Below are 22,751 nucleotides of genomic sequence, written 5' to 3'. Positions count from 1 at the left end.
GCGGGGGAGACCCATGTGAGTGTCGATGAGCTGGCCGGGGTCACCGGGATCGACACGAGCGCGGGCGCGACCGGGACCGGGACGGCGTTCAGTTCCGGGTCGGTCACCACGACCCAGCCGAACGAGATCCTGTTCGGGGTGGTCGGGGTGGAGTCTGCTGCGACCGTGCCGGCCTGGGCGGCTGGCTGGAGCGGGCTGCCGAACCTGAGCGTGTCCACTGATGACCTGGCGACGGCCTTCCGCGTCACGACCGCGACGGGTGCCTACACCGCGTCGGGCACCAGCGGAGGCCAGTGGATGGCCGCCATCACCGCCTTCAAGACGAGCTGACCTGACACCAGGTAGTCCTTCTTCCGGTGACGAAGGGCCCGGGCGGCGTCCCGTCCGGGCCCTTCACCGCTGCCGGCTCGAAGTCCAAGACCTACGTCTCGGCCGGAGAGTCGAGGATCTCTAGTCGATCCGGGCGATCGGAGCTCCCTGCACCACGCTGGCCTCCTCGTCGACGAGCAGATGGACGACGCCGGCCACCGGCGCGATCACCTCCGCGGCAACCTTGTCGACCTGCACCTCCGCGATGAGCTGGGCGGCCGAGACGGTCGCGCCCTCCAGCACGAACCACGTGGCGAGCACCCCCACGGCCTGCGGCGACTCCTTGGACAGGGCCGGGAACAGGACGTCGGTCATATGGCCACCGCGCGGCGCACCGCCTCCTCGATCCGCTCCGGCCGCGGCAGCACGGCGTACTCGAGCACGTGGGCATACGGGATCGGGACGTCCGGCACGGCCACCCGCTGCACGGGGACCCGCAGCAGCGTCGGGTCGTGGTCGGTGACCGTGGCCACGACCTCACCCGACAGCCCGAACGAGCGGTAGTCCTCGTCGACGACGACGAGCCGGCCGGTCTTGGACACCGACTCGAGGATCGCCTCGCGGTCGAGCGGTACGAGGCTGCGCAGGTCGACGACCTCGACGTCGATCCCGTCGGCGGCGACCTTCTCGGCCACGTCGAGCGCGTGGTGCACCGACAGCGAGATCGTCACGACCGTGACGTCACGGCCCTCGCGCGCAACGGCCGCCTTGCCGATCGGCACGACGTGCTCACCTTCGGGCACCTCTCCGATCGAGCGGGCGTTCTTCGCCATCCAGGGCAGACCCATGACGCCCTTGTGGAACATGTAGACGACAGGGTTGTCGTCGCGGATCGCGGACGTCATGAGGCCCTTTGCGTCGGCTGGGTTGCTCGGCACGACGACCTTCATCCCGGGCAGGTGCGCGAACGTACCCCAGAGGCACTGCGAGTGTTGGGCGCCGTCGGAGTAACCGCCGCCGACGGCCGTGGTCAGCACCATCGGCACCGTGACGTGGCCACCTGACTCGAAGTGGATCTTGGCCATGTGGTTGTAGATCTGGTCCAGGCAGACGCCCATGAAGTCGGCGAACATCAGCTCGACGATGGGTCGCATGCCCTCGACGGCGGCGCCGATGCCGAGCCCGATGAAGGCGCTCTCGGAGATCGGGGTGTCGATGATGCGGTCAGGGCCGAAGCGGTCGACCAAGCCCGTCGTCGAGCTGAAGATGCCGCCGTAGGCGCCGACGTCCTCGCCCAGGTAGACGACCGCGGGGTTGCGCTCCATCTCCTGGGCGATCGCCTCGACCATGGCCTTCGAGGTCGTCAGTCGGCGGTTGGTCGCCGGGGTGGGGGCAACGGGGGTGTCAGTGATGGTCATCGTCGTCTCCTCAGGCGAACACGTGGGACGTCGCCGACGCGGCGTCGGGCAGCGGGCTGTTCTTGGCGTAGGCAACCGCGTCCTCGACGCGTTCGCTGGCCGCGGCCCGGATCCGCTCCACGGCGTCGTCGTCGAGCAGCCCGGCATCGCGGAGCCGGCGCTCGTAGCGGGGGATGGGATCGTGCTCCGGCACCTCGGCCAGCTCGGGCCGGTAGCCCTGCGCGTCGCCCTCGAAGTGCCCCCACATGCGCAGGGTGTGCACCTCGATGAGGCTGGGGCCGGCACCGGATCGGGCACGAGCGACGGCCCGCTGCGCGGCGGCATACACGGTCTCGACGTCGTTGTCCTCGACGCGCTCACCAGGTATGCCGTAGGCCGCGGCGCGGTCGGCGTTCGACGGGATCGCGGTGGCCACGTCGCGGGGCACCGAGATCGCCCAGTCGTTGTCCTCGACGACGAAGACGACCGGCAGCGACCACCGCGCCGCGAGGTTGAGCGACTCGTGGAAGGCGCCCTGGTTGGCGGCCCCCTCGCCGGTGACCGCTACGGCGATCCGGTCGGTTCCCTTGCGCTGGAAGGCGAATGCCTGGCCGAGAGCAGGCGGGTAACCCTCCGCGATGATGCCCGAGCAGGAGAAGTGGGTGGCGGGGTCGAAGAGGTGCATGTGACCGCCGCGCCCACGCCCGAGGCCGGTCTCGCGCCCGAAGATCTCCGCGGTCATCCGATGCAGGTCCATGCCGTGAGCGATCGCGAGGTGGTGGGGGCGGTGCGTCGCGGTCACCGCGTCGTCAGTGGTCAGATGGGCGCAGACCCCGGCAGCGACAGGCTCCTGGCCGGCGGACAGGTGCATCTCGCCGGGCACGAGCCCCTTGCCGATGTCGAAGCCGGGCCCCTTGTCGGCGTGGTACTCGCGAAGGATGGCTTCCTCGTAGGTCCGGCACAGGACCATCGTCGAGTAGAGCCCGAGACGAGCCTCGGCGTCGAGCGTGTCGCCGGGAGCGAGCCCGCCGGTGGGGGACGGGGGTTGGGCGTGCGTCGTCATGACGACCTCCAGATGCCCGGGCGATGGTGGAGGGATGGCGCCTCGGGGAGTGGGGCGACGAGACCGGCGCGGCCGTCCCGGGGAACCGGCTGGCCACTGTCCAGCGTAGGCATCCTGCGCGCCGCCGTTGAGCAAAGCGGAGGATTCTCAGGCAGGCTACGGCGCTGCCTTTCACACGCGAGCCCGTGCACAGGGTGCGTCGTGGCCCCGCGTAAAGGCTTGCGCCCCAGTGGAGTTCATCGCAGTTGCGCAAGGCTGTGAGCCCGGTCCAAGTCTTCGTATCGAGCGCTTTGTCGGTGGATTCGGCGTAAACGTGTCTTCTCGTTCTTTGCCTTCGGGCCGTGCCGCGCCGGTCCTACAGTGGTCTGTCCCCCCCGGCCGCTTTCGGCCGTGACCGGAAGCGCGCCACTCACCCACGGGCCGAGGAGGCCTGGCATGAAGAAATCCCGTTTGTCGCATCGAATCCGGTTGGTGGTCGCCGCTCTCTGTGCCGCGGCGCTGGCCCTGTTCCTGGTTCCTGGGGTCGCCGCCCAGGCCAGAACGAGTACGGATCGTGACGTCCGCACCTGGAACGTGCAGGTCGGTCAGGAGTCGCCCGACGACGCCATCCAGGGAATGGCGTTCCTACCCGGCACGATCTGGATCAATGTCGGAGACCGGATCACGTGGACGGCGATGGCAGGGGAGATCCACACGGTGACGTTCCTGGCGAAGGGCCACTCGCTGACGCCCTTCGACCCCTCGGACCCGACCATGCTGTTCCGTCAGGGCGGCCGGCACTATGACGGCGTCTCCTACTACAACTCGGGCATCATGACGGACGAGTCCGATTCGGGCTTCCCGGCATCGCGCACCTACACCCTCACCTTCGACAAGGCCGGCACCTTCACCTACTGGTGCCTCGTCCACGGCACGATGATGAAGGGCGTGGTGAACGTCCGAGCTGCCGGCACGCACTACCCCTACTCACAGGCGCAGTACGACCGGTCGAGCGCCGCGCAGGCTGAGCGGATCCTCGCAGACGGCCGGAGGCTCTGGTCCAAGACGGCGGCACTCGCCACGAACCGGACGGTCTTCGCCGGCGCCGATGACGGCGTGGCCATGGTCATGCGGTTCATCAGGCCGACGGTGCACGTGCGCGTCGGTCAGAGCGTCACGTTCCGCAACGTGGGCATGGCGGCGCCACACACCGTCACCTTCGGACCGGAGAAGGCCAACATCTTCGTTCCGTACGGCGACCCCACCCACTTCAGGGGTGCTCAGCTGAACTCGGGCATCATCCCGCCCGGCGGGTCCTTCACCGTGACGTTCACCAAGGCCGGCACGTACGCCTACATCTGTGCCCTGCACGACTATCTGGGCATGACGGGCACCGTGGTGGTCAGCAACCGGTAGACGGCTCACCACTGAGCCGCCATGGGCCACGCGCCCACGGCGGATCCAGCGTCGGAGAGGGGCTCGGACTCGTTCGAGCCCCTCTCGCGGTGGCGAGCCGTTCACGCAACGACGCTTGCAGCCGTGAAATGGTCCGCGGGCATGGGCGTTCGAAGTCGCCACGTGATGGCGATGGGCCGCTCGCCCCGATGTTCCACGTATCAGGGCGTCCCACAGTCTCAGCTCCGCGGCGACCCGGCCGTCGAAGAACGCCCGCACGTCGGTGCCGTCACCGCGCTCCGGCGTCGCGGTGAGGCCGAGGAGCTCGTCGGGCCGGAGGTGGTCGAGGATCGCCTTGTAGGTGCGAGCCTCTGCGTGGTGGAACTCGTCGATGACGACGACCGAGTACGCATCGGCTGGGAGATTGGTGATGCCGTATGCCGTGAGCGACTGGACGGATGCGAAGACGTGACCCCATCGCTCAGGGCGGGCGCCGCCGACGTAGAGCTCACCGAAGTCGGCGTCGTTCAGAACCTCTCGGTACGTGCGCAGGGACTGTTCGAGGATCTCTCGACGGTGAGCGACGAAGAGCAGTGTCGGTCGGTTCCCTCCTCGTTCGCACAGGCGTCTGTAGTCGAGGGCGGCCACAACGGTCTTGCCGGTTCCCGTTGCTGCGACAACGAGATTCCGATGCCGACCGTGCACGATGCGCTCGACGTCCAGCTGCTCGAGCATCTCGGTCTGGTGGGGATAGGCGCGCACCTCGAGACCAGAGAGCGACAGGGTGACGCGGTCGTGGGTGCGGCGACCCGAGGCCTCGGCCAGCGCATCGTCGAGGCGGTCCCGGTCGCGTTCGGGGTCATAGCGCTCGAAGGTCGCGTCGTGCCAGTAGCTGTCAAACGTCGCCCGGAACTTCTCGATCAACGACGGAGTGGCGATCGCAGAGAGTCGAACGTTCCACTCCACTCCGTCCAGCAGGGCCGCACGCGACAGGTTGCTCGATCCGACGTAGGCCGTGTCGAAGCCGGTGTTGCGTCGAAACAGCCATGCCTTGGCGTGGAGGCGAGTCCGCGGTGCGTCGTACTGGACCCTCACCTCCGCGCCGAACTCGCTGACGAGGCGGTCGAGGGCCGCTCGCTCAGTGGCCCCCATGTACGTCGTGGTGATGATGCGGAAGGGCACCCCACGATCGCGGAGCTCACGCAGCTGGGTCTCGATCACGCGAATCCCGTGCCACTTGACGAAGGCCATGATGACGTCGACGCGATCTGCGGTCGGGATCTCGGCTCGTAGCTCATGCCCGATCCCCGGCTCGCCTGAGGCATTGGTCAGGAGAGCGGCGTCTGACAGCGGCGTGGCCGGTCGGAGAGTCGACCGGTGCGGGTGATGGTTGCCCGCGTAGGACACGGCCAGCAGCTGGCGCGATGTGTCAACGACCGCGTCCTCGTCGGAACCGAGAACGCCCAGCACCCGGTTGACCAGGGTCACGCGAAGCTCCGGGTTTCGCTCACTGCGCAGAACGCGGGCCACCGCCTGGGCCACGTGCCGGCTGAGAACCTCCGGCTCATCTGCGTCGGCCACCGCTGCCCGCGGTGCGTCGACGTCTCCAGCCTCGTCGAGGCGCTTCTGGAGATGAGCCGTGATGAGACTCTCGTAGACGCCCTCGAGCAGACTTCCCCCGTCACTGGTCATGGCGGGCAGCTTGCCACGGCAAGGGGCGCAGAGCGGCTCGCTCGGGGCCGTGTCGAAGGGGTCGATGTGGAGCGGCTACGAGACGCTCAGACCCCTGGTGCGCAGGGACCACTTCCGAGCGCGGCGAGGCCTGCCCTGTCCCCGGCGCCGAGCTGCCCCGCGAAGAGCGGGCCCGAGGGACCGCCACCACTCGGGGTGCGCTCACCCCCGAACATCAGCTGTGCAGGGTCGGTGACGTGAGCCGCTCCGAGGACGTGACCGAGCTCGTGCATGATCACACCGCGGGCACCGTTCGAGCTGCCGGCGGAAGGCCCTGACATGAGCGTTGGCGTGTCCAGCCAGACGGTGCCGGTGACGTAGGTCAGGCGTCCGTGCGTATCGCGCCATGGGCGGCCGCCACCCAACCCCGCCACGCGCCCGGCGAGCCCAGGAGACTCGCTCTCGTCGCTCCACGCGATGAGGACAGGCGCCCAACGCTGTCCATAGCGTTCTGGCTGGAACGCCCGGCGCTGCTCGGAGGGTGCTTCGTCGGTGAGGCCGTCGTTGACGAACTTCAGTCCCGTGGCCGCCGATATCTGGGCAACGGCCTCGTCGACGAGGCGGGCGCCCCCTGGACCCGCGGCGGCTGTGCGCGTCACATAGTGGATCGGGCGACAGGGATCGAACGTGACGGGCTCGTCAGTACCCGTCTGCATCATGGAGAAGCCATACGTTTCGCTACCGGCGGGTGCTGCGTGCACAGGTGGCAGGAGCCGCGTCCCGGCGAACTCGACACCGGCCGGCGGGATGTCAGCGCCCATCGGGCGCTGGGCCCGAGCCGGGAACAACCAGGCGACGTTGCCGGGACCCCACAGGGCCGAGGCCACGATGAGCACCACCACTCCCGTCCCCAACCGCGGATGCCGCAGCCACCACGGACCGGTCGCGGCTGCCCGTCGTCCTGACCACTGTGGTGTCGGCGTCCAGTCACGAGGTCCGACGCCTGAGCCGACAGGCGACGGCCACAGCACGGCGCCTCCGTCCGAGGTTGCGTCGAGCCGATCCAGGCGTTCGAGTGCCTTGGTCATGCGACGTCGCCGTCGCCCCGGTCCACCCGTCAGCGCGTCGACGTGACGACGCCACCCCCCTGAAGCCATGTCGGCAGGCTAGGCACCTTTGAGACGAATCGCGCCGGTTTCGGTAGAAGTGCCCCGTACGTCCCTGGACGGTCGTGCCCCACCAGCCGCGACGGGATCGAGCACGTCGTGGGCGTCGATGTCGGCAGAGCCGTGGCAGGGCTGCTCGTCGTGGAGGAGGAGGTGGTCGTGGAGGCCGACGAGCTGTTCGACGCGACGCTCGCACCGGACGCGGTCGTTGCGGGGGGAGCGGATCCGCCTGACCCGCAGGCGCCCAGCGTCATGGAGACCGTGGCGGCGACGGGTGAGCATGCGCAGCCGTCCGATGCTGCTCGTCATCCTTCCTCCCCTCCACGTGAGCCTCGATCCATTGGACCGCCACCCGCTCGAAGCGGAGCGCCGATGTGCCCGACCAGACAGCTTCGTCGCGCGGTGGCAGCCGCCTCACGACATCGGCCAAAGCCTCGACGCGAGCAGTCCGCGGCGGGAGCATGGAAGCATGTCTCGTCTCCGGACGGTGACGCGTCGCCTCCCTCTGACGAGCACCCTCGTGGTCGCCGTCTTCGTGCTGTCGCTGTGGTCTCGAGCCCTGTGGAGTCCCCTGCGCAGTCAGCCGTTGCGCGACTCGGCGACCTACGGTCTGCCGGCCCTCCACCAGGGCTCGTGGTGGACCGTCCTCACAGGCGCGTTCTTCGCCGTGGAACCGCAGCAGTACGTGCCGATCCTGCTGGGGCTCATGATCTTCGGAGGTTTCACGGAGTGGCGCCTCGGGACCTTGCGGTGTGCGGTGGCCCTGTTGTCCTGCCACGTGGTCGCCGTCGTGGGTGCGGCAGTCCTGCTGGAGGTGACCCGAGACCACGGCTACGAGTGGACCACCGCGCTCTCCCTGGTCCGGGACGCCGGTCCGTCGGCGGGTTTCCTCGGCGCGGCCGCTGCCGCCTCCGTCACCCTGACCCCGCCCTGGCGCGGGCGCGTCCGCACCCTGCTCGTGGCGTACGTCGTGCTCTTCGTCATCCACATGGGGGCGTTGGCCGACCTCGAGCACGTACTGGCAGTGGGGTTCGGCCTGCTCCTCGGTCCGTTCCTCGTCGGCCGCGCGCCGTCGCTGACCTTCAGGCACCTGACCCGCCGGGACTTCCGGCTGCTCGCCTCCGGCTTCTTCCTCGTCGCTGCCGCCGAGGTCCTCCTGCGGCCCTTCACCACCGCCGACGGTCCGTTCGCGGTCACCATGACACCGGAGGCGCGGGCCGAGCAGCTGACCCAGACCGACATCGTGCTCGGCGTCGTCCAGGCCGTGCTCTGGCTCTGGCTCGCCCGGTCGCTCTACAAGGGTCGGCGCTGGGCCTGGCGCTGGGCGGTGGGGCTGCTGGTCGTCGTCATCGTCATCCAGATCCTCAACCTCGGCTACATGGTGGTGGTCGGGGAGCGAGGCCTGCTCGCCGCCGGCTGGGAGCTCCTCGGCAACGCGCTCGGCCTCTCGGTCTGTCTCGTGGGCCGCCACGCCTTCCGCAACCCGTCCGTCCGCCGAGCGCGTCGCACCAGTGGCAGCCTGGTGGCGCCGGCGGACGACGACCAGCGCTCGCGGGCCACGCGGCTGTTGCGGGAGGAGGGCACGGTCAACCGGCTCGCGTGGATGACGACCTGGCCGGAGAACCGGTGGTTCGCGCCGCCCTCGATGCATGGATACGTGGCGTATCGCGTGCACGCCGGCGTCGCCCTCGGCCTCTGCGACCCCGTCGGCTCCTCCGAGGAGGAGCGGTCGGAGCTGCTCGGCGAGTTCGCGAATGCCGTGCACGGGCAAGGCCTGGTGCCCTGCCTCTTCACCGTGACCGCGGAGACCTCGCGCCACGCGCGCGCCCAGGGCTGGCACTCGCTCCAGGTGGCGGAGGAGGCGTGGATCGAGCTGCCCACCCTCGACTTCGTCGGCAAGTCGTGGCAGGACGTCCGGACGGCCATGAACCAGGCCGCCAAGCTCGGAATCCGCTTCCGGATCGGCCCGCTCGCAGACATGCCGCGTGGGATCCAGATGCAGGTGAAGGCCATCTCGTCCGAGTGGGTCGAGGACAAGGGCCTGCCCGAGATGGGTTTCACGCTCGGCGGGGTCGACGAGGCCCTCGACCGCAGTGTCCGCGTCGGTCTCGCCATCGACGGGGACTCGACGGTGCACGGCATCACGTCGTGGATGCCGTTCCATGCGAGCGGAGGGGGTGACCCCGCCGGCTGGACCCTCGATGTCATGCGGCGACTGCCTCGTGGCTTCCGCTACTCCATGGAGTTCCTCATCGCGTCGGCCTGCGTGACCTTCAAGGAGGAGGGCTGCCCCGTGGTCTCCCTCTCCGGAGCGCCCCTCGCCCGCACCTCTCCGCCTGCCGGTGAGGAGTCCCTCGACCGGGGCACGCTCGACAGCTTCCTCGACCGGCTCGGTGCGTCTCTGGAGCCCTACTACGGATTCCGTTCCCTGCAGGCCTTCAAGTCGAAGTTCCAGCCGCGCTACGAGCCGCTCTACCTCGTCTTCCCCGACGAGGCAGCGCTCCCGCGCATCGGACTGGCGCTCAGCCGCGCCTACCTGCCGGACGCGGGGATGCGCGACTTCGTGACCCTGGCACGCTCGAGTCGAGGGTGACCGGCTCCGGCGACGCCGGACGCGCTCAGGCGCCGTGGGGCTCGACGAGGCCGCTCTCGTAGGCCAGCACCACGAGCTGCGTCCGGTCACGAGCCCCGAGCTTCATCAGCAGCCGGCTCACGTGCGTCTTGGCGGTCGCCGGCGTCACGAAGAGCTGCTGGCCGATCTCCTGGTTCGACAGGCCGCGCGCGACGAGGACCAGCACCTCCTTCTCGCGCTCGGTGAGGCCGTCCAGGGACCCCGTCGCTTCCCACCGCGCCACGCCGGGCGACGCCTGCCGGCGCACGAACTCCGCGATGAGCTGGCGCGTGACGCTCGGCGCCAGCAGCGACTCGCCCTGTGACACCACCCGGATCCCGTCGAGCAGCTGGGCCGGTGGAGTGTCCTTGAGCAGGAAGCCGCTGGCTCCTGCGCGCAGCGCCCCGAAGACGTAGTCGTCGAGGTCGAACGTCGTCAGCACGAGGACGCGCGTCCCGACCCCGAGTCCAGCGATCGCGCTCGTTGCCTCGAGCCCGTCCATGACGGGCATCCGGATGTCCATGAGCACGACGTCGGGCTCGAGCTCGCGCACCAGCGCCACGGCCTCCGCGCCGTTCTCACCCTCGCCGACCACCTCCAGGTCGGGCGCGGAGTCCACCAGCAGGTGGAAGGCGCCCCGCACGAGCGCCTGGTCGTCCACCACCACGACCCGCACCGGCGCGCTCACGACGACCCCCCGGCATACGGCAGCCGGGCCCGCACCCGGTAGCCCCCACCCGGACGGGGTCCCGCCTCGAACTGCCCGCCGTAGAGCTCCACGCGTTCGCGCATCCCCAGCAGACCGTGTCCCGACCCACCGCTCTGCGGCGGCCCGAGGTGCTCCTCCGGCCGGCCGCCGTCGGTCACCTCGACCTCGACCCCGTTCTCGCCACAGGAGATTCGCACGTGCGCGACTGCGCCGCCGTGCTTGATGACGTTCGTCAGGGACTCCTGGACGACTCGGTATGCCGCCAGGTTGACGCCCGCGGGCACGTCGGCGACGGTGCCACTCGACTCGAGGGTCACCCCCAGCCCGGCCGCCCGCGTCTCCGCGACCAGGCCCGGGATGTCGGTGAGTCCGGGCATGGGACGCGTCGCGGCGACCTCGTCGCCCCGGCGAAGCACCCCGAGCATCCGGCGCAGGTCGACGAGCGCGTCGCGGCTGGTGGTCTCGATGACCGCGAGAGCCTGTCCCGCAGCTGCCACGTCGGTGTCGATGACATGACGCCCCACGCCCGCCTGGACCGCGACGACGGACATGGAGTGGGCGACGATGTCGTGCAGCTCGCGCGCGATGCGCAGCCGCTCGGCCGCCACCGCCGCACGGGCGCGGTCCTCCCGCTCGCGCTCGAGCAGCCGGGTCCGCTCCTCCATCGCCGTCCACCGCAGACGCCGCTGTCGCAGGTTGTCACCGGCGAGCCAGGCGACCGCCGTGGCGAGCAGCGTCGACACGACGTCGCTGGGCGTGACCACGCCGGCCGGCTGCGCGGCGAGGGCCACGACGAAGGCTGCCACCGACGCCGAGAGCGCGACGAGCGAGTCCCGGCGACCGCCGTGCAGGGCGAGCCCGAACAGGAGCACGAAGACGCTCACCCCCGGGAACGCCGCGTAGTGCAGCAACGAGAAGGCGAGCAGAGCTGCCAGGACCACCGCGAGAGCCCCCCACGGGTAGCGGCGGTGCACGGCATACGGCGCTGTCAGCAGCAGGGCGAGCACCCACGCCCAGACGTCCGCCGGCCGCTGGGCAGCGCCTGGGGTGGCGCCGAACGAGAGGACCAGCACGACGAAGAGCCCGACGGCCACGACGGCGTCGGTCAGCCGCGGGTCGAGGCCTCGCCGCGGTCGGGGCATGCGCCACTCCATACCTGCACAGTAGGGAGCGACCGACCGCGTGGGATCGGCTTCGGGGCGTACGCCTGAGGGTGTATGCCGTCGTGCCCGCCGTCCTGCAGCCATCCCCGAGGTGCAGGCGGAGGATCGGCCGTCCGGCCGACGACTCGGGCGACCCCCGGACCGGATCGTTGGTGTCAGCCACACCGGCACCGAAGACAGGAGCTCACCACCATGCCCACCCTCTCGTTCCACCAGCTCAGCAAGCAGTACGGCTCGGTCACGGTCCTCGACCGCTTCACCGCGACGGCGTTGCCCGGTCGAGTCACCGCGTTCCTGGGCGTCAACGGCGCGGGAAAGACCACCAGCATGCGGATCATGCTCGGCCTGGCCGAGCCGACCAGCGGGACGGCGACCATCGACGGGGTCCGTTACAGGGACCTGCCGCACCCGACCCGCGTCGTCGGCGCGGTCCTCGACCAGGGATTCCATCCGAACCGCTCGGCCCGCAACCACCTGCGCCTGACCGCGAGGCAGGCCGGAGTGCCTGCGAACAAAGCCGATTCGCTGCTCGAGCGTTTCGGTCTCGGGGCTGCGGCGGCCCGTCGGGTCGGCGGGTTCTCACTGGGGATGCGCCAACGGCTGGCCCTCGCCTCGGCGCTCGTGGGTGACCCGTCGGTCCTCATCCTCGACGAGCCGCTCAACGGTCTCGACCCGGACGGCATCCGCGAGATGCGTCACTTCCTCCGGTCCTTCGCGGACGCGGGCGGCACGGTCTTCCTCTCGAGCCACCTGCTCACGGAGGTGGCAGCCGTCGCCGACGACCTCGTCGTCATCCACGGCGGCACCCTTGCCGCAGCCGGGCCGGTCGACGCACTCGTCACCGACGACACGGACCTCGAGTCCGTCTTCCACACCCTGATCCACCCCACCGACACGCAGGAAGTCTGGTCATGAGAAACCTTGTCTCCCTAGAGCTCTACAAGCTCCGAACCACCCCGGCAGCCTGGGTCAGCCTGGCCGTCACCCTGGTGCTCGGCACGGCATCGGTCGCGTCGAACGCGCTCGTTGCCAGCCCGGGCGGGCCGGCTTTCGGCTCCACCGACCACGTCAACCACGCGCTCTCCGTCTCGGCGCTCACCTCGATGGTGATGCTGGCGGTCGGCGTCCTCATCGTCGCTGGGGAGTACCGCCACCGGACGGTCATGCAGACCTTCCTCGCCGAGCCACGCCGGATGAGGGTGCTGGCGGCCAAGGCGGCGACCGCCCTGGGTCTCGGCGCGATCCTCGGCGCGGGCACGTTCGGCATCGCCTACGGGGAGGCCCTGGCGATCTACGGCGCTCGTGGCGTTCACTCGCTGCCGGTCGACGTCGCCCAGCTGTGGATCGGCGTCACCGTGGCCACCGCCCTGTACGGTCTCGTCGGCGTGGCCCTCGGTGCGCTCACGCGAAACACCGTCGCTGCCATCATCGGCGCCATCGCCTGGGTGATGGTCATCGAGGCCGGCATCCTCGGCAGCCTCGTCCCGGACGTCGCCCACTGGCTGCCCGCCGGCGCTGCCATCGCCCTGACGAGCGTGGGCACGGCAGCCCAGGGCGCACTGAGCCCGACGGCTGCGGCCCTGGTGCTCGCGGGATGGGCGCTGCTGATCTCGGGGATCGCGGCGCGGTTCAGCCTCCGGCGCGAGGCGCACTAGCAGCTCCCTCCAGCACGCCACAGCACCGCGCAGCACCGCACAGCACCGCACAGCACCGCAGGGACCGTGCACCACGTCGATGGTCGACGTTGTGCACGGTCCCTTGCCGTCGCGGGTGGAGGATGAGGCATCGGCAACGTTGCATCGCGCGAGAGGACTGTCATGGCCATCCCGAGTCCCGGCTACTCGATCACGGTCCGGGTCGAGGTTCCGGCCGCGGCCAACGCGACCGCGGCCCTCACGACGGCCGTCGCCTCGACGGGCGGCGCGCTCACTGCCCTCGACGTCGCGGAGAGCCGGACCGATCGCCTCGTCGTCGATGTCACCTGCGACACGAGGGACGAGGCCCACGGACACCTCATCACCGAGGCGATCGCGGCCATCCCCGGTGCCGTGGTCCGCAAGGTCAGTGACCAGACGTTCCTGCTCCACCTCGGCGGCAAGATCGAGGTCAACCCCAAGGTGCCGCTCAAGCACCGCGACGACCTCTCGCGCGCCTACACGCCCGGAGTCGCTCGCATCTGTCTGGCCATCGCCGAGCACCCCGAGGACGCCCGCCGCCTGACCATCAAGCGCAACACCGTCGCTGTCGTCACCGACGGGTCGGCGGTGCTCGGTCTCGGCAACATCGGCCCGCTCGCAGCCCTGCCGGTCATGGAGGGCAAGGCGGCGCTCTTCAAGCAGTTCGGCGGCGTCGACGCGTGGCCTGTCTGTCTCGACACCCAGGACTCGGACGCGATCGTCGCCACGGTGCAGGCGATCGCGCCTGTCTACGGCGGCATCAACCTCGAGGACATCTCTGCGCCAAGGTGTTTCGAGATCGAGGCTCGACTGCGGGAGTTGCTCGACATCCCCGTCTTCCACGACGACCAGCACGGCACGGCGATCGTCGTCCTCGCGGCCCTGAAGAACGCGCTCCGGGTCGTCAACAAGTCCATCGACGACGTGCGCATCGTCGTCTCCGGCGTCGGCGCGGCCGGTCACGCGATCATCCGCCTCCTGCTCACCCAGGGCGCGCGCGACATCGTCGCGTGTGGCCGCACTGGTGCGGTGCACAACGGCGGAGAGGGGATGGAGCCCTTCCGCCAGTGGATCGCCGACCACACCAACCCCCGGCGTCAGAGCGGCACCCTCAAGCAGGTCCTCGTCGGCGCCGACGTCTTCATCGGCGTCTCGGCGCCGGACCTGCTCACCGGCGACGACATCGCGACGATGGCGCCGGACGCGATCGTCTTCGCCCTCGCCAACCCGGTCCCCGAGGTCGACCCGATCGCCGCCAGCGAGCACGCGGCGGTCGTGGCGACCGGTCGCTCCGACGCGCCGAACCAGATCAACAACGTCCTCGTCTTTCCCGGCTTCTTCCGCGGGCTCCTCGACGCCCACGTCTCCGAGATCACCGACGCGATGATGGTCGCGGCTGCCTCGGCGATCGCCGACTCGGTCCATCCCGGCGAGCTCAACGCGAGCTTCATCATCCCGAGCGTCTTCGACGCCAGCGTCGCCCCGGCGGTGGCGGCCGCCGTGCTTCGTGTGGCGGGTCCGGCCAGGCTCTGACCATGCAGACACGTCAGCTCGGTCGCACCGGTCGTCAGGTCTCCGTCGTCGGTCTGGGCTGCTGGCAGCTCGGCGCCGACTGGGGCGACGTCGACGAGTCCGACGCCATGGCCGTCCTCCACGCGGCGGTCGATGACGGCGTCACCTTCCTCGACACCGCGGACGTCTACGGTGACGGCCGCAGCGAGACGCTCATCGGCAGGCTCCTCGCCGAGCGCCCCGACGCCGGGCTCACGGTCGCGACGAAGATGGGCCGCCGGGCCGATCCGCACGTGCCCGAGGCATTCACGATCGATGCGTTCCGGGTTTGGACCGACCGCAGCCGCCGCAACCTCGGCGTCGACCGCCTCGACCTCGTCCAGCTGCACTGCCCGCCGACACCGGTCCTCTCCGACGATCGCGTCTACGACGCCCTGGACACCCTCGTCGACGAGGGCGCCATTGCGGCATACGGCGTCTCGGTGGAGACGTGCGACGAGGCGCTGACGGCGATGGCCCGGCCCGACGTCGCGACCGTGCAGATCGTCCTCAACGCCTTCCGGCGCAAGCCGCTCGAACAGGTGCTGCCCGCTGCTGCGGCCGCCGGGGTCGGGATCATCGCTCGCGTGCCGCTCGCGAGCGGGCTGCTGTCGGGCAGGTACGACGAGGGCACGACCTTCTCGCCCGGGGACCACCGGACGTACAACCGTGGCGGTGACGCCTTCGACGTGGGGGAGACCTTCGCCGGCGTGCCGTTCGAGCTCGGAGTGCGGGCCGCGCGGCGGGTGACGGCACTGGCCCAGCCGCACCCTGCGGCCCAGGTGGCGCTGCGCTGGATCCTCGACCAGGCCGGCGTCAGCACCGTCATCCCCGGCGCCCGCAATGCGGCACAGGTGCACGGCAACGTGGCTGCGGCGACCCTCGACCCGCTCGGCGACGAGGTCCTCGACGGGCTGCGGGACATCTACGACGAGGAGATCCGCGAGCACGTCCACAGCCGCTGGTGACCGGGTCGGGTCGTCACCGCGCTCTCAAGAGGTCGATGAGCGACCGTGCCTCCTCGTCGCAGGCGGCGCACCCGCGCAGGTGCGTGGTCATCGCATCGTCGCGGTGCTGCGGGTCGTGGACCGATGCCTCGGCATAGGTGTCCATCCGCTCGAAGCACTCCTCGCACGAGAGCCAGGGCGTCGTGTCCTGCAGGAGCGACTCGACCGCCTGCTCGGTCAACGCAACGGGTCGCGGTCGGGGGCGGGGTCGGGGTGTCTGGCTCATGGCGTGCCTGCCGAGGGGGTGGGGTCGTGATCTGTCTGGGGAGTCCGGGGTGAGTGTGCCTGTGACGCAAGGAGATAGCCCTTGACGGTGAGCTCGCGTCGGAGGCGGGAACGCACGTCGTGGAGTGCCTTGTAGAGGGCCCCGCGGCTGGTGCCGAGTCGTTCGGCGAGGACGTCGATGGGGACTGCATCGACGAGGAGCGCGACCGCGATGCGTCGTTGGTAGGGGGTGAGGACCCGGCTCATCGCCTGGCCCACTGCGCTCGCGAGGTCGGTGCCTTCCGCGGACAGCTCCGGACCGTCGTGTGCAGGTGACGGCTGCTCGAGGTCGCGCAGCTCGACCTCGCGGTGCTGCCACTGCAGGCGCCGCACCTCGGTCGCCGCCTGGAGGATGGCGAACTTGAACGCCCACGTCGTGAAGCGGCTCCTGCCCTGGAAGGTGTGCAGCTTGCCGAGGAGCGCGGTCATGGCCTCGTCCGCCGCCTGGTTGACGATGACGTCGACCGCACCGGGCGAGGGGTCGGGCAACGCTGCCCGCATCCGCCACACCTGGTGACCGGCCGCGCGGATCATCAGCGAGTGGAGCTCGCGCAGCGCCGACACCTGGCTAGGACCGGTGCCGCCGAGCGCGGCGACCCAGTCCACGGTGTCCGCCTCGCCGTTCCGAGCGCCGGCAGAGTCCCCGGCCGACGATGAGCGGACGCCGACGGAGGACAGGTCGTCCCTTTCCACGGCCGTCATCAGCTCGCCCGCGGCTCGTCGATGTGTACAGCGGCGTCCACGTCGTCGAGAGGCGAGAGGATCCGTGCCGCGAGCTCGGGCGGGCAGCCGGCGTCGACGAGCTCGAGCAGGGCGTGCAGGTCGATGTGCTTGCCGGCCAACGACATGGCCAAGGCGGCCGGGAACCCGGCCTCGCGCAGCCGGCACCAGCGCCACTGGGCGACGTCGAGCGGAGGCCCTGACGAGCGGCAGGGCGCCGGTGAGGAGCGAGGGCGGAACTGGTCGGTGATCATGCTCTGTTTGCCGCCGCGAGCGGCTCCCGTCTTACCGGCGACGGACCTCGCACCCCCGGTAAGACCTGTGGTCCCTGACCGCACTAACACTCCGTCAGCGTCCCACCGTCGCGCCTCGATGTCCTCGATGTCCTCGATGTCCTCGAGAGCGGCAGGTCGGACACCGCGTCACCTGTCCAGGAGGACACATGGTCACCATCGGAAGCCACCGCTCGATCCTCGAGCGCCAGGCACGCACCCCATCGCAGGGCAGCGACCCGGCACACCAGGCGTACGCCGTTCTGCGGACGGCCTTCGTGGTCGCGCCGATCGTCTTCGGACTCGACAAGTTCGCGAACGTCCTCGTCCAGTGGGACCAGTACCTCGCTCCCGTCCTCTCACGGCCACTGCCGGTCACGCCCCACCAGGCCATGTATGCCGTGGGCGTCGTCGAGGTCGTTGCCGGCCTCGTCGTGGCGTTCCACCCTCGTCTCGGCGCTGTCGTCGTGGCCGCCTGGCTCGGCGGGATCATCGTCAACCTGCTCCTCCTCCCCGGCTTCTACGACGTGGCGCTGCGCGACTTCGGGCTGCTGCTCGCGGCCGTGGCGCTGCAGCGGCTGGCCACCCGCTTCGACCCGCGACCCCTGACGTGGCCGCTGCGCCGCGGCTGAGCCGTCATGCCCGCACCCCAGGAAGGACCCATCCCGTGAATCCGTCACTCTTCCGGCCAGAGGCCACGCCCCCGGCGCACCAACGCACTCGCACATGGTCGGGCACCGGTGCCGTCGCGGAACCGGACCTCGAACGTGCAGCGGCCGGAGCGCGCATCCTGTTGGAGGCCCTGGGCGTCGACCTCGACAACGAGTCCCTGGCCCGCACGCCGGAGCGGATGGCGGCCTCCCTGGCCGAGCTGATGAGCCCCAGACCCTTCCACCTGACGACGTTCCCCAACGACGGCGGCTACGACGAGCTCATCGTCGCGAGAAGCATTCCGCTCCGATCGCTGTGCGAGCACCACATGCTGCCGTTCGTCGGGACCGCCCACATCGGCTACCTGCCGGCCACGCGCATCCTCGGGCTGTCGAAGCTGGCTCGGGTCCTCGAACACTTCGCCTCGCGCCCGCAGGTGCAGGAGAGGCTGACGGTCCAGGTGGCCGACTGGTTGAGCGCCCAGCTCTCACCCGTCGGCGTCGGGGTGGTCATCGAGGCCGAGCACCTGTGCATGACCCTGCGGGGCGTGCAGGCTCCGGGGACCACGACCATCACGTCGAGCCTGCTCGGAGTCCTGCGTGAGGACTCCCGCTCCCGCGCCGAGTTCCTCGCCCTGACCCGGCCGCCCGGCTGAGCGGCACACGGATCGACGCAACCGGCTGACCGCCTATGCCGTCCGGTGGCAGCCTGAGGGGGACGCGAGGTCCACCCGCGCCGCGTGTCCCGCGCCAAGGGGCAGTCCCGGAAGGACAACGGCCATGATCGCGGTCATCGGCGGCACCGGCCGCCTCGGTCGTCTCGTGTCGGCACGCCTCGTCGAGGCAGGTGAGCACGTCCGAGTCGTTGCGAGGTCGGCGACGAGCACCGCGGTCCCCGGGATGGAGTTCGTCGCCGCCGACCTGCGCGACCCGTCGACCCTGGCGCCGGCGCTGAACGGCGTCGACACGGTCGTGGCGGCCGCGCACGGCATGTCGCCGGGCGCGGGGAGTCGCCGGCCGAGGTCGACCGCGACGGCAACATCGCCCTCATCGAGGCATCGAGGACGCGTGGAGCCGCTGTCGTCCTCGTCTCCCTCGTCGACGCGTCGGCGCACCACCCGATGGAGCTCCACCGGATGAAGTGGGCGGCCGAGCAGCACCTGCGGGCGAGCGGCGTCGCCTGGACCATCGTGCGAGCGTCGGCCTTCGCCGAGATGTGGATCGAGATGCTCGCGCAGACGGCGGCCGGTGGCAAGGGGCCGCAGGTCTTCGGCGACGGGACCAACCCGATCAACTTCGTCAGCGTCGAGGACGTCGCTGTCGCCGTCACCCGTGCGGCCACGGACCCGTCCCTGCGCGGGCAGGTGATCGACGTCGGAGGACCTGACGACCTCACGCTGAACGAACTCGCAGGGATGGTCCGGCCGGACGTGGCTCCCCGTCACCTGCCACGTCTGGCGCTGCAGGTCATGGGTCAGGCCGCCCGACCCGTCCGACCGTCGATGGCCCGTCTGGTCCGCATGAGCCTGGCCATGGATCACGCCGACCTGCGCTTCGACGCGTCAGCCGGCCACGCGGCATACCCCTGGCTGCCGTGCACCTCGGTGCACGACCTCGCGCAGGCAGCGACCGGCTGAGACCGGGGTGAGCTCAGGCCGCGTGGCGGCGCGGGGAGCTCGAGCGGACGACAGCACCAGGTCGAATGACGTCGTCGCTGTCGACGCGCGCCCCGTCCCAGACGTGCGCGTCGGCGCCGATCTTGGCACGCGCACCGATCCGGGCGTCCCGGCCGATCACCGCGCCGGGAGCGACGTGCGCGGTGGTGCCGACGCTGGCTCCGTCGTGGACGACCGCCCCACGGTCGATCCAGGCGCCACCGGCGATACGGACGCCCTCTCCGACGACCGCTCCACGGTCGACGTAGGCGTGCTCGCCGACGAAGGCCGTCGGGGCGACGTGGGCGTGCGACTCGACGAATCCGCCACCGTTGTCGTGGCGGGCGTAGCGCAGCATGGTTCCGTTGTCCTCTTCGAACTCCTCATACTTCCTTCGCCTCATGGTGCACCCCCTTCTGGTCCGGGCATGAGCACTCTGCCCACGCGTTCCTCGTGCGGATCAACGTTCAAGTAAGAATGAAGATTCCGCGGTCACCGGCGCTTCTGCACCGGCTCTCGATCAACGTTCTTACCCGCACCGACAGTTCCAGCCACGCCCGATTCGTCCCGTCTCACCAGGCGACCAGGCGCCTCTGGCGGTGTCGGTAGGGCGGCATACGGTAGACGAATGAACTTCCGATACCTCGGCAACAGCGGACTCAAGATCTCCGAGATCACCTACGGCAACTGGCTCACGCACGGCTCGCAGGTCGAGAACGACGTGGCCACCAAGTGCGTCCGGGCCGCGCTCGATGCCGGCATCAGCACCTTCGACACCGCCGACGTCTACGCCAACACCAAGGCCGAGAGCGTCCTCGGCGAGGCCCTGAAGGGCGAGCGGCGCGAGAGCCTCGAGATCTTCACGAAGGTCTACTGGCCCACCGGCCCCGGCGGCAAGAACGACACCGGGCTGTCGCGCAAGCACATCATGGAGTCGATCAACGGGTCGCTCGAGCGGCTCCAGACCGACTACGTCGACCTCTACCAGGCCCACCGCTACGACACCGAGACGCCGCTCGAGGAGACGATGCAGGCCTTCGCCGACGTCGTCCGCCAGGGCAAGGCGCTCTACATCGGCGTCAGCGAGTGGACGGCAGACCAGATCCGCGAGGGCGTCACTCTCGCGAAGGAGCTCGGCTTCCAGCTCATCTCGAGCCAGCCGCAGTACTCCATGCTGTGGCGCGTCATCGAGGACGAGGTCGTGCCGACGTGCGAGGAGCTCGGCGTCAGCCAGATCGTGTGGAGCCCCATCGCGCAGGGCGTCCTGACCGGCAAGTACCAGCCCGGCCAGCAGCCGCCGGAGGGCTCGCGTGCCGCCGACGAGAAGGGCGGCGCCGACATGATCAAGCGGTTCATGAACGACGACGTGCTGACCCGCGTGCAGAACCTCAAGCCGATCGCCGACGAGGCCGGCCTGACGATGGCCCAGCTCGCCGTCGCCTGGGTGCTGCAGAACCCGAACGTCGCAGCCGCGCTGGTCGGCGCCTCACGTCCCGAGCAGGTCGCCGAGAACGTCAAGGCCGCAGGCGTGAAGCTCGAGCCCCAGCTCATGACCAAGATCGACGACGTCCTCGGCGACATCGTCGAGAAGGACCCGGGCAAGACGAAGGAGACTGCGCCCCAGCAGCGCGTCGCCTGACGCTCGCTCCCTGAGCAGGGCATCACCACCGAGGGCGTATGCCGTCCGCCGCGTTCCGCTGGGACGCGCCGGACGCCATACGCCCTCCGTGTCACCCCGAGCGGCTAGCGTCGCGCCATGGTCAGGGTCACGGGGGAGACACCGCGCTTCGCGCACGAGTCGGAGCGGGTCGTGTGGGACCTGCTGCAACGGCAGAAGGACGCCGACTGGATCGTGCTGGCCAACCAGCGGCTGACGACCGCGAAGAAGGACCATGAGCTCGACCTCGTCGTGCTCATGCCAGGCGAGGGCGTCGTCGTCGTCGAGGTCAAGGGCGGGTCGGTCTGGGTCGACGAGCAGGGACAGTGGCGCCAGGGCAACCGGCGGGACAACCTCGTCCATCCCGTTGACCAGGCCCGCGAGGGCAAGTACGCCCTGCGTGAGTACGTCGAGCGCGACCCGCGGTGGCGCGACTCGTCCTGTCGGCGCATCCGGTGGGGCCATGCGATCGTCTTGCCCTTCAGCGATCTCGCGGACGACTTCGCCACGCCGGACTGTCCTCGGTGGACCATCTCGGGCAGGGGCGACCTCGACCACCTCGCCGAGCGACTGCGCGACGTCGTGGCTCGGCAGGAGACCGCGTGTCGTCGCCCGGATGAGGACGACCTCGACCTCGTCGTCGAGATCCTGGCCGGACGGAGTCTCCCCCTCCACGACGTGGCCGCCGAGGCCGACGACCGCGAGGCTGTCGCGGACCGCCTGACGCAGGAGCAGGCCGCCCTCCTATCGGTGACCCGGCTCATCAACCGGATGGAGATCCGCGGGGGAGCCGGCAGCGGCAAGACGATCCTCGCCCTCACCCAGGCCAAGGACCTGACCCGCGGGCAGGGAGAGCGCAGGTCGCAGCGTGTCGCTCTCGTCTGCTACTCGATCGGGCTCTCGCAGTACTTCAAGCGACAGCTCGCCGGGGTGCCGCGCCACCACCGGCCCGCGTTCGTGGGGTCGTTCGAGGACCTCGCCAACGAGTGGGGCATCGACACGGCGTCGCACGACCGCAACGACGCCGTCTTCTGGGAGCGAGACCTGGCGGCGCGCATGACCGAGATCGCCGCAGGCCTGTCTGACGGCAAGAAGTTCGATGCCGTGATCGTCGACGAAGCACAGGACTTCGCCGACCACTGGTGGCACCCGCTGATGAAGGCGCTGCGCGACGAGGACGAGGGCGGCCTCTACGTCTACTCGGACGAGAACCAGCGGATCTTCGCCCGTTTCGGTCAACCACCGGTGCCGCTCGTCCCGCTGGTGCTCGACCACAACTTGCGCAACACCCAGCAGATCGCTCGGGCGTTCGGGCCGCTCGCCCCCATGCGGATGCACCTGCGCGGGGGGCCGGGCGCCGACGTCCGCTTCGTGCCGTGCGCTCGCGAGGATGCGATCAGCAGCTCCGACGACCAGGTGGACCTGCTCCTCGAGGAGGGCTGGCAGCCGCAACACGTGGCGCTGCTGACCATGGGATCACGCCACCCCGCGCAGGTCGAGCGGCAGGAGGCCGACGGACACGTCGGCTACTGGCGCTCCTTCTGGGACAACGACGATGTCTTCTACGGCCACGTCCTCGGCTGCAAGGGCCTCGAGCGTCGGGCCGTCGTGCTCTGCGTCAACGCGAAGAACACCGATCGCGCACGCGAGATGCTCTACGTCGGCATGTCCCGTGCCACGGACGAGCTCGTCGTGGTCGGCGAGCCCGGCTTCATCCGCGAGATCGGCGGCGACCAGGTGGCGCACCGACTCGGCATCTGCTGATCTTCGTCGTCGAAGCCTGAACAGGCTGGGGACAACTTCGACGGGCCGGTGGCCCACGAGACGACCATGGCG

At 70.1% G+C, this 22,751-nt stretch carries 23 protein-coding genes and 1 pseudogene; 13 read left to right on the top strand and 11 right to left on the bottom strand.

The features are described 5' to 3' along the window. Positions 1–330 (top strand): hypothetical protein (locus AC1DIW_RS20175; protein WP_478110445.1); only part of this gene is annotated, 330 nt, incomplete at its 5' end. Positions 331–450: 120 nt separating this feature from the next. Here the strand turns inward: AC1DIW_RS20175 and AC1DIW_RS20170 are convergent. Genes AC1DIW_RS20170 through AC1DIW_RS20160 form a run of 3 tightly spaced genes read right to left on the bottom strand, consistent with a single transcriptional unit; the run spans position 451 to position 2,769 of the window. Beyond that, complete coding sequence (locus AC1DIW_RS20170; RefSeq protein ID WP_442281113.1) at positions 451–684, bottom strand: lipoyl domain-containing protein; 234 nt, start codon at positions 682–684, stop codon at positions 451–453. Next, complete coding sequence (locus AC1DIW_RS20165) at positions 681–1,727, bottom strand: alpha-ketoacid dehydrogenase subunit beta (protein WP_442281112.1); 1,047 nt, start codon at positions 1,725–1,727, stop codon at positions 681–683. The genes AC1DIW_RS20170 and AC1DIW_RS20165 overlap by 4 nt, the downstream gene beginning before the upstream one ends. Positions 1,728–1,737: 10 nt before the next feature. Further along, positions 1,738–2,769 (bottom strand): thiamine pyrophosphate-dependent dehydrogenase E1 component subunit alpha, encoded by a 1,032-nt coding sequence (locus tag AC1DIW_RS20160; RefSeq protein ID WP_478110442.1) that lies wholly within the window; start codon positions 2,767–2,769, stop codon positions 1,738–1,740. Between the two features lie 471 nt (positions 2,770–3,240). Here AC1DIW_RS20160 and AC1DIW_RS20155 point away from each other — a divergent pair, with 471 nt between their 5' ends. After that, on the top strand, positions 3,241–4,164 hold the full coding sequence (locus AC1DIW_RS20155; protein ID WP_478110447.1) for a cupredoxin domain-containing protein: 924 nt from the start codon (positions 3,241–3,243) through the stop codon (positions 4,162–4,164). 333 nt (positions 4,165–4,497) lie between these two features. On the opposite strand, the pseudogene AC1DIW_RS20150 reads toward AC1DIW_RS20155, so the two are convergent. Together AC1DIW_RS20150 and AC1DIW_RS20145 are read right to left on the bottom strand one after the other, a co-directional pair. Beyond that, a pseudogene (locus tag AC1DIW_RS20150) lies at positions 4,498–5,394 on the bottom strand (DEAD/DEAH box helicase family protein); the annotation flags it as partial. Between the two features lie 527 nt (positions 5,395–5,921). Then, a complete protein-coding gene (locus tag AC1DIW_RS20145) occupies positions 5,922–6,473 on the bottom strand; it encodes a zinc metalloprotease (protein ID WP_478110440.1) in 552 nt (183 codons plus the stop codon). Positions 6,474–7,449: 976 nt separating this feature from the next. On the opposite strand from AC1DIW_RS20145, the gene AC1DIW_RS20140 reads away from it, so the two are divergent. Beyond that, the gene (locus AC1DIW_RS20140) at positions 7,450–9,573 is read left to right on the top strand and encodes a bifunctional lysylphosphatidylglycerol flippase/synthetase MprF (protein WP_478110439.1); all 2,124 of its coding nucleotides are present in this window, start codon (positions 7,450–7,452) and stop codon (positions 9,571–9,573) included. Between the two features lie 25 nt (positions 9,574–9,598). Here AC1DIW_RS20140 and AC1DIW_RS20135 read toward each other — a convergent pair whose 3' ends face one another. Together AC1DIW_RS20135 and AC1DIW_RS20130 are read right to left on the bottom strand one after the other, a co-directional pair. Beyond that, positions 9,599–10,279: a response regulator gene (locus AC1DIW_RS20135; protein ID WP_478110437.1), complete on the bottom strand. Its 681-nt coding sequence runs from the start codon at positions 10,277–10,279 to the stop codon at positions 9,599–9,601. Then, on the bottom strand, positions 10,276–11,442 hold the full coding sequence (locus AC1DIW_RS20130) for a sensor histidine kinase (protein WP_478110436.1): 1,167 nt from the start codon (positions 11,440–11,442) through the stop codon (positions 10,276–10,278). Before AC1DIW_RS20130 ends, AC1DIW_RS20135 begins: the two co-directional genes overlap by 4 nt. 213 nt (positions 11,443–11,655) lie before the next feature. Between AC1DIW_RS20130 and AC1DIW_RS20125 the strand changes: the two genes are divergently transcribed. The 4 genes from AC1DIW_RS20125 (at position 11,656) to AC1DIW_RS20110 (ending at position 15,658) form a co-directional block, all read left to right on the top strand. Further along, positions 11,656–12,378, top strand: coding sequence for an ABC transporter ATP-binding protein (locus AC1DIW_RS20125; protein ID WP_478110435.1), 723 nt, complete (start codon positions 11,656–11,658; stop codon positions 12,376–12,378). Beyond that, positions 12,375–13,118: an ABC transporter permease gene (locus AC1DIW_RS20120; RefSeq protein ID WP_442281103.1), complete on the top strand. Its 744-nt coding sequence runs from the start codon at positions 12,375–12,377 to the stop codon at positions 13,116–13,118. The genes AC1DIW_RS20125 and AC1DIW_RS20120 overlap by 4 nt, the downstream gene beginning before the upstream one ends. Positions 13,119–13,280: 162 nt before the next feature. Then, complete coding sequence (locus AC1DIW_RS20115) at positions 13,281–14,672, top strand: NAD-dependent malic enzyme (RefSeq protein WP_478110433.1); 1,392 nt, start codon at positions 13,281–13,283, stop codon at positions 14,670–14,672. 2 nt (positions 14,673–14,674) lie between these two features. Beyond that, positions 14,675–15,658 (top strand): aldo/keto reductase, encoded by a 984-nt coding sequence (locus tag AC1DIW_RS20110; protein ID WP_478110432.1) that lies wholly within the window; start codon positions 14,675–14,677, stop codon positions 15,656–15,658. Positions 15,659–15,671: 13 nt separating this feature from the next. On the opposite strand, the gene AC1DIW_RS20105 is transcribed toward AC1DIW_RS20110, so the two are convergent. The 3 genes from AC1DIW_RS20105 to AC1DIW_RS20095 form a co-directional block, all read right to left on the bottom strand. Beyond that, positions 15,672–15,923: a hypothetical protein gene (locus AC1DIW_RS20105; protein ID WP_478110430.1), complete on the bottom strand. Its 252-nt coding sequence runs from the start codon at positions 15,921–15,923 to the stop codon at positions 15,672–15,674. Continuing rightward, positions 15,920–16,567: an RNA polymerase sigma factor gene (locus AC1DIW_RS20100; RefSeq protein ID WP_478110429.1), complete on the bottom strand. Its 648-nt coding sequence runs from the start codon at positions 16,565–16,567 to the stop codon at positions 15,920–15,922. The genes AC1DIW_RS20105 and AC1DIW_RS20100 overlap by 4 nt, the downstream gene beginning before the upstream one ends. A gap of 95 nt (positions 16,568–16,662) precedes the next feature. Continuing rightward, positions 16,663–16,935: a hypothetical protein gene (locus AC1DIW_RS20095; RefSeq protein ID WP_478110427.1), complete on the bottom strand. Its 273-nt coding sequence runs from the start codon at positions 16,933–16,935 to the stop codon at positions 16,663–16,665. Positions 16,936–17,123: 188 nt separating this feature from the next. Here AC1DIW_RS20095 and AC1DIW_RS20090 point away from each other — a divergent pair, with 188 nt between their 5' ends. The 4 genes from AC1DIW_RS20090 to AC1DIW_RS20075 all read left to right on the top strand — a co-directional run bounded on the left by AC1DIW_RS20090 (position 17,124) and on the right by AC1DIW_RS20075 (position 19,240). Then, positions 17,124–17,585, top strand: a complete 462-nt coding sequence (locus tag AC1DIW_RS20090) for a hypothetical protein (protein WP_478110425.1) — start codon at positions 17,124–17,126, stop codon at positions 17,583–17,585. Between the two features lie 35 nt (positions 17,586–17,620). Beyond that, positions 17,621–18,259, top strand: coding sequence for a GTP cyclohydrolase I FolE (gene folE, locus AC1DIW_RS20085; RefSeq protein ID WP_478110424.1), 639 nt, complete (start codon positions 17,621–17,623; stop codon positions 18,257–18,259). 124 nt (positions 18,260–18,383) lie between these two features. Next, complete coding sequence (locus AC1DIW_RS20080; RefSeq protein WP_478110422.1) at positions 18,384–18,743, top strand: SDR family oxidoreductase; 360 nt, start codon at positions 18,384–18,386, stop codon at positions 18,741–18,743. Beyond that, positions 18,740–19,240 carry an SDR family oxidoreductase gene (locus AC1DIW_RS20075; protein WP_478110420.1) on the top strand — a complete coding sequence of 167 codons (501 nt, stop codon included), beginning with the start codon at positions 18,740–18,742 and terminating at the stop codon, positions 19,238–19,240. Before AC1DIW_RS20080 ends, AC1DIW_RS20075 begins: the two co-directional genes overlap by 4 nt. A 13-nt stretch (positions 19,241–19,253) precedes the next feature. Here the strand turns inward: AC1DIW_RS20075 and AC1DIW_RS20070 are convergent, their stop codons facing one another. Next, positions 19,254–19,661, bottom strand: a complete 408-nt coding sequence (locus tag AC1DIW_RS20070; protein ID WP_478110418.1) for a transferase — start codon at positions 19,659–19,661, stop codon at positions 19,254–19,256. A gap of 225 nt (positions 19,662–19,886) precedes the next feature. On the opposite strand from AC1DIW_RS20070, the gene AC1DIW_RS20065 reads away from it, so the two are divergent. Both AC1DIW_RS20065 and AC1DIW_RS20060 read left to right on the top strand, forming a co-directional pair. After that, positions 19,887–20,897: an aldo/keto reductase family protein gene (locus AC1DIW_RS20065; protein WP_478110417.1), complete on the top strand. Its 1,011-nt coding sequence runs from the start codon at positions 19,887–19,889 to the stop codon at positions 20,895–20,897. 117 nt (positions 20,898–21,014) lie between these two features. Then, positions 21,015–22,679 carry a nuclease-related domain-containing DEAD/DEAH box helicase gene (locus AC1DIW_RS20060; RefSeq protein WP_478110415.1) on the top strand — a complete coding sequence of 555 codons (1,665 nt, stop codon included), beginning with the start codon at positions 21,015–21,017 and terminating at the stop codon, positions 22,677–22,679. Positions 22,680–22,751: the final 72 nt, after the last annotated feature.

The sequence above is a fragment of the Terrabacter sp. 01T434 genome (assembly GCF_056398545.1).
The sequence above is the reverse complement of the archived record's forward strand: the minus strand, read 5'-3'. Positions and strand labels throughout refer to the sequence as shown.